This window comes from Actinomadura latina NBRC 106108 (assembly GCF_001552195.1).
GTDB lineage: Bacteria > Actinomycetota > Actinomycetes > Streptosporangiales > Streptosporangiaceae > Spirillospora > Spirillospora latina.
In genome coordinates, this window is the sequence record NZ_BCQS01000030.1 from 21978 (window position 1) to 37807 (window position 15830).

At 73.7% G+C, this 15830-nt stretch carries 16 protein-coding genes; 8 read left to right on the forward strand and 8 right to left on the reverse strand.

The window, feature by feature from the left end; all coding sequences use genetic code 11:
• Positions 1–60: 60 nt before the first annotated feature.
• Positions 61–1014, forward strand: a complete 954-nt coding sequence (locus AL2_RS29615) for a coiled-coil domain-containing protein (RefSeq protein ID WP_157438440.1) — start codon at positions 61–63, stop codon at positions 1012–1014.
• A gap of 105 nt (positions 1015–1119) precedes the next feature.
• On the opposite strand, the gene AL2_RS29620 is transcribed toward AL2_RS29615, so the two are convergent.
• Positions 1120–2175 (reverse strand): Gfo/Idh/MocA family oxidoreductase, encoded by a 1056-nt coding sequence (locus AL2_RS29620; protein WP_067639406.1) that lies wholly within the window; start codon positions 2173–2175, stop codon positions 1120–1122.
• Positions 2176–2294: 119 nt separating this feature from the next.
• On the opposite strand from AL2_RS29620, the gene AL2_RS29625 reads away from it, so the two are divergent.
• Positions 2295–3941: an NAD(P)/FAD-dependent oxidoreductase gene (locus tag AL2_RS29625; protein WP_245667027.1), complete on the forward strand. Its 1647-nt coding sequence runs from the start codon at positions 2295–2297 to the stop codon at positions 3939–3941.
• The gene (locus tag AL2_RS29630; protein WP_067639410.1) at positions 3938–5356 is read left to right on the forward strand and encodes an ATP-binding protein; all 1419 of its coding nucleotides are present in this window, start codon (positions 3938–3940) and stop codon (positions 5354–5356) included. Before AL2_RS29625 ends, AL2_RS29630 begins: the two co-directional genes overlap by 4 nt.
• On the opposite strand, the gene AL2_RS29635 is transcribed toward AL2_RS29630, so the two are convergent.
• Positions 5350–5751 (reverse strand): VOC family protein, encoded by a 402-nt coding sequence (locus AL2_RS29635; RefSeq protein WP_067639412.1) that lies wholly within the window; start codon positions 5749–5751, stop codon positions 5350–5352. The two genes, AL2_RS29630 and AL2_RS29635, sit on opposite strands and share 7 nt — an antisense overlap.
• Before the next feature lie 57 nt (positions 5752–5808).
• Here AL2_RS29635 and AL2_RS29640 point away from each other — a divergent pair, with 57 nt between their 5' ends.
• Positions 5809–6369, forward strand: a complete 561-nt coding sequence (locus AL2_RS29640) for a MarR family winged helix-turn-helix transcriptional regulator (protein WP_067639414.1) — start codon at positions 5809–5811, stop codon at positions 6367–6369.
• Here AL2_RS29640 and AL2_RS29645 read toward each other — a convergent pair.
• Positions 6338–7132: a class II aldolase/adducin family protein gene (locus AL2_RS29645; RefSeq protein ID WP_067639415.1), complete on the reverse strand. Its 795-nt coding sequence runs from the start codon at positions 7130–7132 to the stop codon at positions 6338–6340. The two genes, AL2_RS29640 and AL2_RS29645, sit on opposite strands and share 32 nt — an antisense overlap.
• A 128-nt stretch (positions 7133–7260) precedes the next feature.
• Between AL2_RS29645 and AL2_RS29650 the strand changes: the two genes are divergently transcribed.
• From AL2_RS29650 to AL2_RS29660, 3 genes are read left to right on the forward strand one after another with little or no spacing between them, the layout of a single operon-like run.
• Complete coding sequence (locus AL2_RS29650) at positions 7261–8394, forward strand: helix-turn-helix domain-containing protein (RefSeq protein ID WP_067639417.1); 1134 nt, start codon at positions 7261–7263, stop codon at positions 8392–8394.
• A 24-nt stretch (positions 8395–8418) separates the two neighbouring features.
• Entirely contained in the window at positions 8419–9288 is an 870-nt protein-coding gene (locus AL2_RS29655) for an LLM class flavin-dependent oxidoreductase (protein WP_218003724.1), read from the forward strand.
• Positions 9288–9617, forward strand: a complete 330-nt coding sequence (locus tag AL2_RS29660; RefSeq protein ID WP_067639419.1) for a DMT family transporter — start codon at positions 9288–9290, stop codon at positions 9615–9617. Before AL2_RS29655 ends, AL2_RS29660 begins: the two co-directional genes overlap by 1 nt.
• A 12-nt stretch (positions 9618–9629) precedes the next feature.
• Here AL2_RS29660 and AL2_RS29665 read toward each other — a convergent pair whose 3' ends face one another.
• The 3 genes from AL2_RS29665 to AL2_RS29675 form a co-directional block, all read right to left on the reverse strand.
• Positions 9630–10481, reverse strand: coding sequence for a helix-turn-helix domain-containing protein (locus AL2_RS29665; RefSeq protein WP_067639421.1), 852 nt, complete (start codon positions 10479–10481; stop codon positions 9630–9632).
• A 37-nt stretch (positions 10482–10518) separates the two neighbouring features.
• Positions 10519–11268 (reverse strand): hypothetical protein, encoded by a 750-nt coding sequence (locus AL2_RS29670; RefSeq protein WP_067639423.1) that lies wholly within the window; start codon positions 11266–11268, stop codon positions 10519–10521.
• A 189-nt stretch (positions 11269–11457) separates the two neighbouring features.
• On the reverse strand, positions 11458–12867 hold the full coding sequence (locus AL2_RS29675) for an aldehyde dehydrogenase family protein (RefSeq protein WP_245667028.1): 1410 nt from the start codon (positions 12865–12867) through the stop codon (positions 11458–11460).
• A 178-nt stretch (positions 12868–13045) separates the two neighbouring features.
• Between AL2_RS29675 and AL2_RS29680 the strand changes: the two genes are divergently transcribed.
• Positions 13046–14464: an alpha/beta fold hydrolase gene (locus AL2_RS29680; protein WP_067639425.1), complete on the forward strand. Its 1419-nt coding sequence runs from the start codon at positions 13046–13048 to the stop codon at positions 14462–14464.
• 54 nt (positions 14465–14518) lie between these two features.
• Here AL2_RS29680 and AL2_RS29685 read toward each other — a convergent pair whose 3' ends face one another.
• Entirely contained in the window at positions 14519–15034 is a 516-nt protein-coding gene (locus AL2_RS29685; protein WP_067639427.1) for a hypothetical protein, read from the reverse strand.
• Positions 15035–15039: 5 nt separating this feature from the next.
• Positions 15040–15759: a hypothetical protein gene (locus AL2_RS29690; RefSeq protein WP_067639430.1), complete on the reverse strand. Its 720-nt coding sequence runs from the start codon at positions 15757–15759 to the stop codon at positions 15040–15042.
• Positions 15760–15830: the final 71 nt, after the last annotated feature.

The window sequence follows — 15830 nt, forward strand, 5'->3', positions numbered from 1 at the left end:
GCCCTCGATCCAAGCGGCAGGACGGCCCGTGCGTCGCGCGGGCGCACGATGGCGAGGCGCGTGACCGCGCTCGTCCTCGCGGTGGGGGTGTCGGCGGCGCTGCCGCCGGTGACCGGGAGCGCCGCGGGCCTCCCGCAGGAGCCGAAGGATCTCAAGAAGGAGTACGCCAAGCTGAAGGTGCGCTCGGAGAAGCTGTCGAAGGAGTACCGCGGCGAGCTCGTCTCGCTGGAGGAGGCGAAGAAGGCCGCCGAGCGCGCGGGCGCGGACGCGGCGAAGGTCGGCCGCGAGTACGACGCGGCCCGCGTCGGCGTCGCCCAGCTCGCCTCCAGCACCTACATGACCGGCCGCCTCGACATGATCCCGATGATCTCCTCGGCCGAGCCGGGCGCCGCCGTCCACGACGCGGCGGTCATCGAGCACATCAGCCGCAACAACGGCCGCCGCATCCAGAACCTCCAGGCCCTCAACGCGAAGGCGGCGCAGTCCGACGAGACGGCGAAGAAGAAGCTGGCGGAGGTCAAGAAGGAGATCGAGGACCTGGAGAGCCAGCGCGCCCGGGTCAAGAAGCTGCTCGCCAAGTACAAGCCCGAGGTGACGAAGGCCCCCGTCGGCGGCGGCGGGCGCCCCGACGGCGTCAGCGGCACCAAGTCCCCGATCGTCGGCAACTCGATGACCGCCCGGATGCGCACCGTGCTCGTGGAGATCGACGGCAAGTTCGGGCCGTTCCCGACCATCGGCTGCGCCCGTCCCGGCGACCCCCAGGACCACGGCTCCGGCACCGCCTGCGACTTCATGGAGAGCACCGGCGGGAAGATGCCGAGCGCCTCCGCCCAGGCGCACGGCGACCGCGTCGCCCAGTACGTGATCGACAACGCCTCCCGCCTCGGCATCAAGTACGTCATCTGGAAGCAGCGCATCTACGACATGCGCAGCAGCGGCGGCTGGCGCCAGATGGAGGACCGCGGCAGCATCACGCAGAACCACTTCGACCACGTCCACGTCTCGGTGCTCTGACGCGCACCTCGCTGTGACCCGCACCTCGCTCTGACGCGCACCTCGCATCTGACTCGCACCTCGCGGCCGTGACGCACCGCGTGCCGCCGCGGCGGCGCCTCCGGGCTACTGGTCGTCTAGGTCGACGGCGGTGTTCTCGCGGGCGGATCGGGCGGCGGCCTCGATGACCTCCAGGCCGGTGATCGCATCGGCGAGGGTGGTGGGCGGCGCGGCGCCGTCGCGGAGGGCACGGACGACACCGGCGTAGAAATCCTGGTAGGCGCCGGGGGCGGTGGGCTCGGGAGCCGCCTCGCCGGGCACGCCGAGGAGGCCGTGCGACTCCGGCGCGGCGATGCCGTAGCCGGGGTCCTTCGGGGTGAGGCCCGCGCGCAGCTGGTCCTCCTGCGGGTCCATGCCGGAGACCGTGTAGGACGCGCGGGCCCCGAGGACGCGGAAGCGCGGGCCCAGTTGGGCGGCGGTCGCGCTCATCCACAGGTGCGAGCGGGTGCCGTTCCGGTGGGTGAGGGCGAGGAACACGTCGTCGGGGGCGGTGGCGCCGCGGCGGCGGGTGTCGATCTCGGCGTAGACGCGGCCGGGACGGCCGAACAGGCCGACCGCCTGGTCGACGAGGTGGGAGCCGAGGTCGAACAGGATGCCGCCCGCGTCGCGGGGGTCGGTGCTCTCCTTCCAGCTCTCCTTCACCTCGGGCCGCCAGCGTTCGAACCGGGACTCGAACCGCTGGACGCCGCCGAGGGCGCCGGAGGCGATCAGTCGCGCCGCCGTGACGTAGTCGCCGTCCCAGCGGCGGTTGTGGTACGGGAACACCGGCACCCCCCGGACGGCGCTGAGCGCGGCGAGGGAGCGGGCGTCGGCGGTGGAGGCCGCCACCGGCTTGTCGACGACGACGGGGACGCCCGCGGTCAGCGCCGCCCGGGCCAGCGCGACGTGCTGCCGGTTCGGCGCGGCGACGACGACGAGGTCGTAGGCGTCCGGCGCCCCCCACAGCCGGTCCGCGCGGTCCACGACGTCCGCGTCCGGGTACCGCTCCCGGGCGGCCCGCCGCCGTTCCGGCGCGCGGGTGACGACGGCGGCCAGCCGCAGCCCGGGGACGGACGTGATCAGCGGGGCGTGGAACACCGAGCCGCCGGTGCCGAATCCGATCAGCGCAACACGCAGGTCCATCCTCCGATCATGACCGATGGTGCGGACCCGGGCGGGAGGCGGGGGTGTGCCCGCGCGCGCCGGAGTGGCCCGGGCCACGTAGGCTTTTGTGTGGGGTTCTGGCGATAGAGGGGGACGCGGTGCCCAAAGCCGTACTGATGACCGTCGACGACGATCCGGGAGTGTCCCGCGCCGTGGCGCGCGACCTGCGCCGCCGTTACGCCGAGACGTACCGGATCGTGCGCGCCGAGTCGGGGCGGCAGGCCCTGGACGCGCTGAGCGAGCTGCGCCTGCGCGGCGAGGACACGGCCGTGCTGCTCGCCGACCACCGGATGCCGGGCATGGACGGCGTGGAGTTCCTCGAGCGCGCCATGGACCTGTTCCCCTTCGCGCGGCGCGTCCTGCTCACCGCCTACGCCGAGACCGACGCGGCGATCCGCGCGATCAACGACGTCGACCTGGACCACTACCTGCTGAAGCCGTGGGATCCGCCGGACGAGAAGTTCTACCCGGTGATCGACTCGCTGCTCGACGCGTGGGCGCGCGAGGACCGCCGGCCGCGGGGCGAGCTGCGCGTGGTGGGGCACCGCTGGTCGTCCCGCTCCTACGAGGTCCGCGACTTCCTCGCCCGCCACCAGACGCCCTACACGTGGCTGATGGACACCGACCCGGAGGGCGCCGAGCTGGTGTCGGCCGCCGGGCACCCGGAGCTTCCGCTGGTGGTGAAGGCGGACGGCGGCACGCTGTCGGCCCCGTCCGACGCCGAGCTCGCCGCCGCGATCGGGCTGTCCAGCACCCCGTCCACCGGGTTCTACGACCTGATCGTCGTGGGCGGCGGGCCGTCCGGGCTGGGCGCGGCCGTGTACGGCGCGTCGGAGGGGCTGAAGACGGTCGTCGTCGAGCGGCACGCCCTCGGCGGGCAGGCCGGGCAGAGCTCCCGCATCGAGAACTACCTCGGCTTCCCCGACGGGGTCACCGGGGCGCAGCTCGCCGACCGGGCCCGCCGGCAGGCCGGCCGGTTCGGCGCCGAGCTGCTGCAGGCCGGGGAGGTCACCGCGCTGGAGGCGCGCGGCACCGCCCGGGTGGCGCGGCTGGCGGACGGCACGGAGATCGCCGCGCACGCCGTCATCCTCGCCACCGGCGTCTCCTACCGGCGGCTCAACGCCGAGGGCGTGGACGACTTCGTCGGCCGCGGAGTGTTCTACGGCGCCGCGCTCACCGAGGCTCCGGCCTGCGAGAACGAGGAGGTCGCCGTCGTCGGCGGCGCCAACTCGGCCGGGCAGGCCGCCGTGTACCTCGCCCGGTACGCGAAGAAGGTGCACATCATCGTCCGGGCGGACGGCCTGGAGCGGTCGATGTCGCACTACCTGATCGAGCAGATCGCCGCGACGCCCAACATCGAGGTCCACACCGGCAAGACCGTGTGCGGCGCGGACGGCGCCGACCGGCTGGAGCGGCTCACGTTCGCGTCCCCGGCGGGCAAGAAGACGATCGACGCGCACTGGCTGTTCGTGTTCATCGGCGCCGAGCCCGGCACCGCGTGGCTGGACGGCTTCGTCGAGCGCGACGCGCGCGGCTACCTGACGACCGGGCCCGACCTCGTCGCCGGGGGCCGCCGCCCGGCGGGCTGGCCGCTCGCCCGCCAGCCCTACCACCTGGAGACCAGCGTCCCCGGCGTGTTCGCCGCGGGCGACGTCCGCGCCGAGTCGATGAAGCGCGTCGCCTCGGCGGTCGGCGACGGTGCGATGGCCGTCGCCCTCGTCCACCGCTACCTGGAGCAGGCATGAGCGGAGCATCACCGGAGGAGCTGCGGCGGCTGTTCCTCTTCGAGGACCTCGACGAGGAGAAGCTCGGCTGGCTGTCGCAGCACGGGACGGCCGAGGAGTATCCCGCGGACGGCGTGATCTGCGCGCAGGGGGACCCCGCCGAGTTCCTGTACGTGCTGCTGGACGGCGAGATGGTGATGACCCAGACCGTGCGGGGCCACGCGGTCGAGGTCAGCCGGACGGACCGTCCCGGCACCTACGGCGGCGCCGTGCAGGCGTACCTGGGCGACAAGATCGAGCAGAAGTACCAGCACACGCTGCGGGCGACCCGCCCGGGGCGGGTCTTCGTGCTGCCGGCCCGCAAGTTCGCCAAGGCCGTCCGCAAGTGGTTCCCGATGGCGACGCACCTGCTGGAGGGCATCTTCTTCGGGATGTCCAACGCGCGGCGGATCGTGGACCAGCGGGAGCGGCTCACCGCGCTCGGCACGATCACCGCCGGGCTCACCCACGAGCTGAACAACCCGGCCGCGGCCGCCGCGCGGGCCAGCGCCGAGCTCGGCGACCGGCTGCTGGCCTCGCAGCGGACGCTGGCCGACCTCGCCGCGCGGGGCGTCGACTGCACCCATCTGAGCGCGCTCGTCTCGCTGCGCCCGGCGCTGCCCGCGCCGCCGGCCGGCCGCCGCAGCCCCCTGGAGGTCAGCGACGCCGAGGACGAGCTGGGCGACTGGCTGGAGGAGCACGGCGTCGAGGAGGCCTGGGACCTCGCGCCCGGACTGGTCGCCGCCGGGATCTCGATCGAGCAGGCCGAGGACGTCGCGGGCGCGGCGGGCGAGCACCTGCCGGCGGCGATGCGGTGGCTCGCCGAGGTGCTGGAGGTCGCGCAGCTCCAGGCGGAGATCTCCGACGCGATGGGCCGCATCACCGCGCTGCTGGACTCGGCCCGCCAGTACTCCCAGCTCGACCGCGCCGCCTACCAGCACGCCGACCTGCGCGAACTGCTCGACAGCACGCTCACGATGCTGAAGCGCAAGTTCGGGCCGGACGTGACGGTGAAGGTCGACTACGACGAATCGCTGCCGCTCGTCCCGGTCTACGCCGCGGAGCTGAACCAGGTCTGGACGAACCTGATCGTCAACGCCCTCTACGCGATGCACGGCTCGGGCACCCTCACGGTCCGGACCGCGCGGGAGAACGACCAGGCGCTCGTGGAGATCGGCGACACCGGGACGGGCATCCCCGAGGAGCATCTCGACCGCATCTTCACGCCGTTCTTCACCACCAAGCCGGTCGGGCAGGGCACGGGCCTCGGCCTCGACATCTCCTGGCGCATCGTCGTCGGCCGCCACGGCGGCGACATCCGGGTGGAGTCCCTGCCGGGCGACACCCGCTTCCAGGTCCTCCTCCCGCTCGCCGAACCCGCCGCCGACCCTCAGTAGGACTGGAGTTCCAGGAGGTTGCCGCCGGGGTCGCGGAGGTGGGCCGTGCGCAGCCCCGGCCCCCACTCGGGACGGTCCCGGGGCGGTGCGGCCGGGACGGCGCCGAGCCCGGCGAGGGTCTCGGCCGCCGCGTCGACGTCGTCCACCCGGAGCACCAGCATCGAACGGTCCTGCCCGGACGGGGCCGGCAGCCCGCTCGTGCCCACGGCCTCGGCCATCCGGGCGCGCCCCATCAGGACCAGCACGCCCTCGTCCTTCAGATCCCAGTCCGCGTACTCGGCCTCGGGCAGCACCTTGACCGGCTCGATCCCCAGCAGCTCGCGCAGGGCCGCCTCGTAGAAGCCGGCGCAGGCGCCGAAGTCGTCCACCAGCAGACGCGGATAGAGCGCGTCCATCACGCCTCCTCATTCATGGGTGTTCACCAATGATTGGTAAGACCCTACAATAACCGGATGGAGGAGACCGCCGCACCGCTGCCGCCCCGCCTGCTCGGGATCACCACGTTCGTGCTCGCCCGCGTCGGGCGGGCCGGCCGCGCGCGCATGGGCCGGATGATGGCCGCGCACGGCCTCGGCCTCTGGCACTTCGCCGTCCTGGCGGCGCTGGACGACGCCGGGCCCGCCTCGCAGCGCGACCTCGGCGCCCGCCTGCGCATCGATCCCGGCGACCTCGTCGAGGTCGCCGGGCGGCTGGCCGACGCGGGGCTCGTCCGCCGCGAGCGCGACCCGTCCGACCGGCGCCGGTACGTGGTCGAGCTGACGCCGGAGGGCCGCGCGGAACTGGACGAGGTCACCCGCGGGGCGGCCGCCGTGGACGCCGAATTCCTGGCGCCCCTGCCCGAGGGCGACCGGGCGGCCTTCGAGCGCATCGTCCGCGTCCTGCTCGCCCGGCACGGTGCGGAGACCGGCGCCGGGCAGGCGGAGGCCCCGGCACCTGCGGGGCCGCCGGGGCCGGGCACCGAGCTGTCTGCTCGGACGCGGACTACTCGAACAGGTCGGGCTGCTCGCGGGTGATCTGGTCGTAGAGAGGCTGGTAGTTGATCCAGCCGACCAGGTCGTTGCCGATCTGCTCGTGGGTCAGGACGGCGTTGTCGTGCTCGATGGGCACGACCTCGCCGGCGGCCTTGGCGAGGAGCTGCACCTGGCAGGAGCGCTCCATCGTGATGAACCACCAGGCGGCGGCGTCCACGGTGTCGCCGACGGTGAGCAGGCCGTGGTTGCGCAGGATGACGGCCTTGTGGCCGCCGAGGGCCGCGGCGATGCGCTTGCCCTCCTCCAGGTCGGTGACGACGCCGGTGTAGTCGTCGAACAGGCCGTGGTCCTGGTAGAAGGCGCAGACGTCCTGCGTGATCGGCTCCAGCTTCTGGCCGAGCGCGGAGATCGCCCGCCCGTGGGTGGAGTGGCTGTGCGCGGCGGCCACCACGTCGGGACGCGCCTGGTGCACCTGGGAGTGGATCGCGAACGCGGCCTCGTTGACCGGGTACCGGCCCTCGACGACCTTGCCCTCGTGGTTCACCAGGATCAGGTCGCTGACCTTGACGTGCTTGAACGACATGCCGAACGGGTTGACCCAGAAGTGGTCGGTGCGCCCGGGGTCGCGGGCGGTGATGTGGCCCGCCACGCCCTCCTCGAAGCCGAACTTCCCGAAGATGCGCAGCGCGGCGGTCAGCCGCTCCTTGCGGTGCCGGCGCTCGTCCTCGACGCTGTCGAACGAGGGCGGCAGCCGGAAGATCAGGTCGGTCGGCAGCTTCTCCAGGAACTCGTCCTCATCGGACATCGGTGCGACTCCTTAGGCTCGTCTGCCCCCACCGAACACCATCGTCCCCGCATCCGGCTAGACCGGCGCCGCCCAATCGTCCCGCACCCGGTTGTCCGGACGGGACAACCGGGCGGCAGAATGCAGGCATGGACGTCGGGACGGGGGACCGGTTCCTGCGGCTGCTGATCGAGCACGGCGACGACCCGGCCGTGCTGGAGGCGACGGTCCGCGCCGCACGCGGCCGGTCGGAGCCGGTGGCGGCGCTGCCCGAGGAGGAGACCAGGCGGCACGTCCGCGCCCTCATGCGGGGGGTGCTCGCCGCGCTGGAGGAGGGCGGGCTCGGCGAGGACGTCCTCGCGGCGGCGGAGCGGCTCGGCTCGGACCGGGCGCGGCAGGGCGTGCCCGTCGAGGCGTTCCTGGACGGGTTCCAGGCGGGCCGCGCCCACGTCGTCCGCACGCTCGTCGACGGCGGCCGCCGCATGGGCGTGCCGGACGCCGCGCTGCTGGACGGCGTGACCCGCATCGACGAGATCACCACCGCGCTCGTGCACCGGATGGTCCACGCGCACCGGGTCACCGAGCTGGAGATGGCCCGGACCGCGCGGGAGGCGCGGGCCCAGATGCTCCGGCAGCTGCTGCACGGCGAGGCGGTCCCGGTCCGCGCGCCGCTCGACCCGGCCGCCGCCTACCACTGCGTGGTGTCCGACGTCAGCGACCCGGCGGTGGCGGCGCGGCTGGAGACCGAGCTGACCGCGGCCGGGCCGGGCCTGTGCGGGCTCGTGGACGGCCGGTTCGCCGCCTTGGCCGCCCACCTTCCGGAGCCGCCGCCGTCAGGCCCGCTCCTGGTGGCCGCGCCGCCCGCCCGTCCCGCCGCGGTGGCGCCGATGTACGCGCTCGGACGGCGGGCGCTGCGGGCGGGCACCGGCGCCGGGCTGACCGGCATGCGGGAGCTGGCCGACCTCGCGCTGCTCACCGTCACCGAGGCCGAACCGGAGCTGGGCGGCCTGCTCGCCGCCGCACTGCTGTCCGGGCTGGACCGGGACGACCCGTTCCACCTGGAGCTGGCCGAGACGGCGCTGGCCTACCTCGACCACGGCGGCCGGATCGAGCCGACGGCCGCGGCGCTGCACGTCCACGGCAACACGGTCAAGTACCGGATCCGGCGGCTGCAGGAGCTGACCGGCCGCCCGCTGCACGACCCGGCGGGCGGTGCGGCGGTGTCGCGCGCCGCGCACTGGTGGTGGGCCCTGCACCGGTGGCTCGCGGAGAGCACGCCATGATCGAGCGATGACTACGGAGGAACAGTGACGGCACTGAGGATCGGCACCGTGATGTGGCCGATGCAGTCGTGGCCGGAGGCGGGGGAGCTGTGGCGGCGCGCCGAGGACCTCGGGTTCCGGCACGCGTGGGTCTACGACCACCTCGCCTGGCGCGGGACGACGCCCTGGTACGACGCGTACACGACGCTGGCCGCCGCGGCGGCGGTCACCTCGCGGGTCCGGATCGGCACGCTGGTGACCTCGCCGAACTTCCGGCATCCCGTCCCGACCGCGCACGCCGTCAAGACGATCGACCACGTCAGCGGCGGGCGCCTGACCCTCGCGATCGGGTCGGGCGGCACGCACCGCACCAGCGACGCGGGCGTCCTCGGCGGGGACGAGTGGACGCCCGGCGAGCGCGCGTCCCGCTTCGCCGAATGGGTGGACCTGCTCGACCGCCTGCTGACCGGCCCGGAGACCTCCTTCGAGGGGACGTACTACACCGCGCGGGAGGTCGTCGAGGAGCCCGGCTGCGTCCAGCGTCCCCGCGTGCCGTTCGTCATCGCGGGCAACGGGCCGCGCGGTATGCGGGTCGCCGCCCGGCACGGCACCGGCTGGGTGACGAGCGGCGAGGGCGGGGGCGCCGCGCCCCACGACGTCGTCCGGTCCCGGCTCGCCAATCTCAAGGCCGCATGCGCCGCGGAGGGCCGCGAACTCGACGACCTCATCCTGATGACGGGGTTCACCGACGAGCCTTGGCTGGAGTCGCCCGGTGCGTTCACCGACCTGGCGGGACGCTACGCCGAACTGGGCATCACCGAGATCGCGCTGCACTGGCCGCGTCCCGGCACGCAGTGGGAGGCCGGGATGAAGGTCTTCGAGGCGGTCGCCGCCGAGTACGGCGAGGCGCGCTGATGCCGTTCGTGATGCTGGGGCTCGCGATCGCCTTCGAGGTGACGGCGACGCTCGCGATGCGCGCCTCCGAGGGGTTCACCAGGCTGTGGCCGTCGCTGATCGTGGTGGCCGGGTACCTGATCTCGTTCGTCTTCATGGCCAGGGCGCTGACGTCGCTGAACGTCGGCCCCGTCTACGCGATCTGGTCCGCGCTGGGGACGATCGGGGCGTTCGCCGGCGGCGTGCTGCTGTTCGGCGAGCAGCTCAAGCCCCTCACGATCGCCGGCGCGGTGATCATCGTCATCGGGGTCATCGTGATGAACTTCGGCGGCGGAGTCCACCAGGGCTGACCCGCCCCGGCGTCAGGCCGGCTCGTAGAGGGTGCTGACGCGCTGCTGCTCGAGTTGCCCGCCGATCAGCTCGGTCGGCGTGCAGCCCGACAGGACGCGGAACTCGCGGTTGAGGTGCGCCTGGTCGTAGTAGCCGCAGGCGGACGCGGCGTCGGCGAGCCCGGCGCCGCCGGTCAGCAGCTCGACCGCGCGCTGGAAGCGGAGCACCCGCCCCATCACCTTGGGCGGCAGCCCCGCCTGCTCGCGGAACCGGCGGGTCAGGTGCTTGCGGCTCCATCCGACGTCGGTGGCGAGGCCGGCGACCGTGACGCCGGGGTCGCCGTTCAGCAGCCGCCACGCCCGCGCCACCTCCCGGTCGGGGACGGGCCCCGCGTCGAGGCGGCGCAGCAGGAAGCCGTCCAGGATGTCGAAGCGCACGTCCCAGGACGGGGCGGCGGCGAGCCGTTCGACCAGCGTGCCCGCCTCCCGGCCGAGCAGGTCGGCCAGGTCGACGGCGGCGTTGGTCAGCCGCGCCATCGGGACACCGAGCAGCGTGTACGCGCCGAGCGGCGTCACGTCGAGCTGGATCCCGCGCTGACCGCCCGGGCTCACATACATGCCGTGGCCGTCGTGCATCCCCGCCACGAACGACGTGTACTCGCGGTCGCGCACGCCCGGGTCGGGGACCTCCAGGTAGAGCGGCGGGCCCAGGTTGATGATCACAACGGTGGTGCGGGTCGGCAGCGTCCGCATCCGGGTGGGGACGGCGAGCGTCTCCCAGTAGCCGTCGTAGGAGCGCAGGAACGGGCGCAGCGCCGGGTGCGGGCGTCCCCGCGCCAGCCACCAGCCGCCCCGGTCGGTGATCTCGACCGGCCTGTCGCTCATGTCCCCAGTCCTACCACGCGGGCCGGACGGGACCGGGCTACTCGTACACCTGGCCGCACACCGCGATGCGGGCCAGATCGCCCCAGCTCATGGTGGTGATCGTGCGGACGTAGGAGCGGGCCGGCGGCTCCCCGGGCCGAGAGGGCAGCGGCACGCGGGCGCCGTCGGCGGCGTCCCAGCCGCCGAGGCTGCCGGCGACCGCGCACTCCAGGTACGTCGCCGGGTCGAAGTTGTACCAGCGGGCGGGGGTGGCGCGGGCGCCGGAGCCGGGCGGGCGGGGCGCGTCCACGCCGAACCGCGCCTGCGGGCCCGGCGGATGGGTGAGGAAGTCCTCCAGGTCGGTGATCTGCGACAGCAGGACCCGCTCCCAGTCGGCGTACCCGTCCGGCTCGGCGCCGGGCAGCGCCAGGTCCTTGCCGCTCCACGCCGGGTCGAAGTCCGCGGGCGGGGTGGTGGACGCCGCCGCGAACATCGCCGCCACGTCGTCGGGCTCCAGCCGGACCTGGTCACTCAGCGGAGCGCTGACCTTCCACAGGGCGCGCAGGAACGCCGACAGCGACCAGGACGCCGCCCTGGCCTCCTGGCCGAGGTGCAGGAACACCAGGTAGAGATCGCGGTTGGTGCGGACGGCGGGGCCCGGCGGCCCGTCCACCCAGTACGCCTGCTTGTGCCGGACGCCGCTCTCCATCACCAGGACCTGCGCCAACGCCGAGATGCGCGAGTCGTGGGAGGCCACGTGGAAGGTGTTGCCGAGGTCGTCCCGGCGCATGACGTCCCAGGTGTGCATGCGGCTCCTTCACAGGTCGCGGTGCGGTCTCCACGGCCCCCGCTCAGAAAGTGTCCCATTCCAGGACTGGACCGCCAGTAGTGGCCATGTCACTTTCCGGACTCGAAGTCGTGACTTTCCGCGCATGCAATACGCGGCGGAGACGGGTAAGGGCCCGGCGCCGCCGGGCCCTCACCGCCGATGGGTCGTTCAGAGCTTGGACCGGTGGATCACCTGCAGCTCGGTGAACCCGTACAGGCCCCACGGCCCGTTCTCGACGCCGACGCCGCTCCACTTGAACCCGCCGAACGGCTGGTTCGGGGCGAGCGCGAGGTGGGTGTTCACCCAGGCGGTGCCGCACTCCAGCCGCCCGGCGATCTCGGCGGCCCGGTCGGCGTCGCCGCCCCACACCGAGCCGGACAGCCCGAAGTGGGTGCCGTTGGCGCGGGCGAGCGCGTCCTCGACGTCGGTGTACTTCACGATCGGCAGCGCGGGGCCGAACTGCTCCTCGTCCACGATCCGGGCGCCGTCCTCGATGTCGGCGAGGATCGTGGGCTCGAAGAAGTAGCCGGGCCCGTCCACGGGCTTCCCGCCCGCCGCCGCGCGGGCGCCGCCCGCGAGCGCGTCGGCGACCAGCTCCGACACCCGCTCGTACTGCGGCCTGTTGTTGATCGGCCCGTACTGGACGCCCTCCTCCATGCCGTCGCCGACCTTGGCGGCCTTCGCCCGCTCGGCGAGGGCGTCGACCACGTCGCCGTACAGCGCCTCCGGCACGTAGACGCGCTTGATCGCCGAGCAGACCTGGCCGTTGTTCTGGAACGCCGCGCCGAACAGCCGGTCGGCCACCGCGGCCGGGTCGGCGTCGTCCAGCAGGATCGCCGGGTCGTTGCCGCCGAGCTCCAGCGTGACGCGCTTCAGGTCGGGGGCCGCCGCGGCGGCGACGCGCTTGCCGGTCGCGACGCTGCCGGTGAAGCTGATCTTGCGGGGGACGTCGTGCCCGGTCATCCAGGCGCCGAGCTCGTCGCCGCCGGTGACGACGTTCAGCACGCCGGGCGGCAGCACGTCCCGCAGCACCTCGCCGAGCTTCAGGCTGGACAGCGGGGTGTACGGGGACGGCTTGAGGACGAGCGTGTTGCCCGCGAGCAGCGCCGGCGCGATCTTCCACACGCCGAGCAGCAGCGGGTAGTTCCACGGGGTGATCGCGGCGACCACTCCCATCGGGCGGCGGACGACCTCGACCTGCGCGTTGGCGTCGTCCTGGATGATCTCGCGGGGCAGCTCCAGGTCGGCGAAGTACTTCAGCCACACGCCGGCGCCGACGACCTCCATGGTCGCGTCGGCGAGGGGCTTGCCCTGCTCCAGGGTCAGGATGCGGCCGATCTCCTCCGACCTGGCGAACATCACGTCGGCCGCCGCGAGCAGCGCCTTGCGGCGCACCGACTCGTCGCGGCGCCAGTCCGCGTAGGCGGCCTGCGCCGACGCCATCGCCGCGTCGAGCTGCTCCCTGGAGGCGTCGGGCGCCTGCTCGGCCACCTCGCCGGTCGCCGGATTGATCACCCCGAAGGTGCCGGGTGCGGCCACGGCCGCGCCGTCGATGGTCATCGAGAAGTTCTCGGACACCGTTGATCCTCCGCTCAGGGGGTTACCGAACGAGATTCAGTATTCACCCTCGCCGCCCGTCTGACGAGCGTCCCGCCCCGGACTCCGTGCCAGGACTCACCGCCCGGCGGGCGCCGGGCGGTGGCCGGATCCGGCGAGATCCCCGCCGGATCCGCCGAACCGGGTGATGATCAATCGCATGCGATCACGTCTCACCGCGGTGTTCGCCCTCACCCTCGCCCTCGCCGCATCCGGCGGGGCGACGGCGGCCGCAGCACCCACAGCGCCTCCGCCCCACCCCTCCGCACCGAAGCTGGCCGACCCCCGTCCTTGTGCGGGCGAACCAGGGTTCACCTGCTCGTTCCTGACCGTCCCGCTCGACCACCGGCGGCCCGGCAAGGGCAGCCTGAAGCTCCAGGTGGCCACCGCCGGAAACACCGGAGCGCCGAAGGGGACCCTGCTGTTCCTGACCGGCGGGCCGGGCCAGCCCGGGGTCCCGTACATCGCCGGCATCTCCGGGCGGATGCCGGAGCTCGCGAAGAACTACCGGTTCGTCATGATCGACCAGCGCGGCACGGGCGAGTTCGGTGCGATCGACTGCCCGAAGCTGCAGGCGGAGGTCGGCAGCGGCGACATCGAGCCGCCCACGCCCGGGGCCGTCGCCGAGTGCGCCGGCGTGCTCGGGGACCGGCGGCACTACTTCACCACCGAGCAGACCGTCGGCGACCTCGACATGCTGCGGCGCGCGCTCGACGTGCGGCAATGGACCGTGGACGGCGTGTCCTACGGCACCATGACAGGCGCGAGCTACGCCGTCCGGTACCCGCGGCACGTGAGCAAGCTGGTCCTGGACTCGGTGCTGCCGCACGTCGACCCGCAGCGCGACGACATGCTCTACCTCACGGGCCTGCGGGCCACCGCGCGCGTGCTGCGGGACGCCTGCGAGACGGCGCCCGCCTGCGGGTTCGACCCGGCGGAGGACCTGGCCTGGCTCGCCCGGCACCGCGCGGACGCCGTGCTGATCTGGGACATGCTGGTGACCTACGAGTTCATCGACCCGACCTACCGGGACGCCGACTCCCTGCCGAACGGCTGGGGTGACGCGGTGGCCGCCGTCCACGAGGCCCGCCACGGAGACCCGGCGCGGCTCGACCGGCTGCTGCAGATCCTCGACTCCGGCGGCGACGACGTCACCCGGTACAGCTCGGGCCTGCACATCGCGACGATCTGCGGCGACGGACACTTCCCGTGGGGGACGTCCGAGACACCGCCCGCCAGCCGCCCGGCCGCCCTGGAACGGGTGCGCAGGCACCTGCCGGCCCGCGCCACCTGGCCGTTCACCGCCGACACCGCCGCCGGCAACGGGTTCATCCAGGAATGCCTGCACTGGCCCTGGTCGCGGCACACCGCCGAGCCCCGCCGGACGACGCTCACCGTCCCCGTGCTGCTGCTGAACGGCGACCGCGACCTGTCCACACCGCTGGAATGGGCGCGGGAGGAACTCCGCTACGCCCCGCGCGGCGAGCTGGTCGTGGTGAAGGGCGCCTCGCACTCCATCCAGAACCGCGAACGCGGCACGCAGGGCCGCGAGGCGGTGTACCGGTTCCTGAACGGCTGACCCGCGAGACGGGAACGCCCCCGCGGATCCGCGGGGGCGTTCCTCATGGGCCGGTCAGGTCGCGAAGATGCGGTCCAGGAGTTCCCGGTAGTCGCGCAGCGCCAGCCGGAGCCGCTCGGTGTCGGGACGGTCGCCGCCCTCCAGCGCGTCGGACAGCGTCCGCCGGTGCGCGGCGATCGCGCGGGCGAGCGCGTCCACGGCGTCGGACGCGAGGCCGTCCGCCCGGCGCACGGCCTCGCCGGGGTCGTCGACGAACGAGGACTGGACCTCGCGCCAGCGCTCCCGGAAGCGCTCCGCCTCGGCGGAGTCGAGCATTTTCCGCGGTGTCCCGGTCCCGGTGTGGGGAGGAGCGGCCGGGACCGCCTCCGCCTCCGCCTCCGGCACCGGGTCCGCGGCCTGCACCGGGTCGGCGGCCGGCATCGGCTCCGCTGCCGGCATCGGGTCCGGGGTGGTGTCCGGGACGGGCTCGGGCACGTCCGCCGCGCGGGGTTTCGGCGAGGGACCGGCGACGTGCGTGTCCCCGGCCGCGCCGGGACCCGGCACCCGGTCGTCGAGTCGCCTGTGCTCCATGGGGATCAGCTCCTCGGGGTCTGGTCGTCGCGGCGTCCGGCCGCCGGGCGGGCGGCCGTCGCGGCGGGCGGCGCCTCACCCGTGCGCTCACCGGCGTGCTCGCGGGCATGCTCGCCGGTGCGCTCACCGGCGTGTTCACCGGTGTGCTCGCGGGCGGGCTCGTCCTGGGCGTGCCGGCCGGTCCGCTCCCGGCCGGGCGTGGACAGCAGTTCCTCGAACAGGGCGCGGTAGTGCACCATGGCCTGCCGCAGGTCCTCCGTGGAGGCCTCCTTGGACGCGGACTTGCGGCTGATCGTGTGCGCGCTCCGGTAGTGGTCCATCGTGCGGCCGTGCTCCACGGAGAGGTGCGCGACCTTCTCCTCGAACCCGTGCGTCGGGTAGCCGCGCTCGCCCATCACCACGGTGACGAGGCCGTCGGCCTGCTCGACCGCGGCCTCCGGGGTGTCGACGAAGCGCTCCTGCACCCGGACCCACTGCTCGCGGTACTGCTCGCGCCGCCGCGGGTCGAGGTCCCGCAGCTCCAGCTCTTCATGGCGCTGCTCACGGGAGCGCAGCTCGCGCTCCGCCGCGGCGCGTCCGCCCTCGTTCTCCAGGGCGCGGTCGTATTCGGGGCCGAACCGCCGCCGCAGCCGCGCCGTCCGGGACCTGGTCCAGGCCAGGTATCCGGCGGCGGCGAGCGCGGCGACGACGACAATGGCGATGACGACCCAGATCGCGGTCGACATGGTGGTCCTCCAACGTGCGTCGGATCGAATGAGACGGCGATGCCCGATCAATGGCGTTCAAAACGAACCAC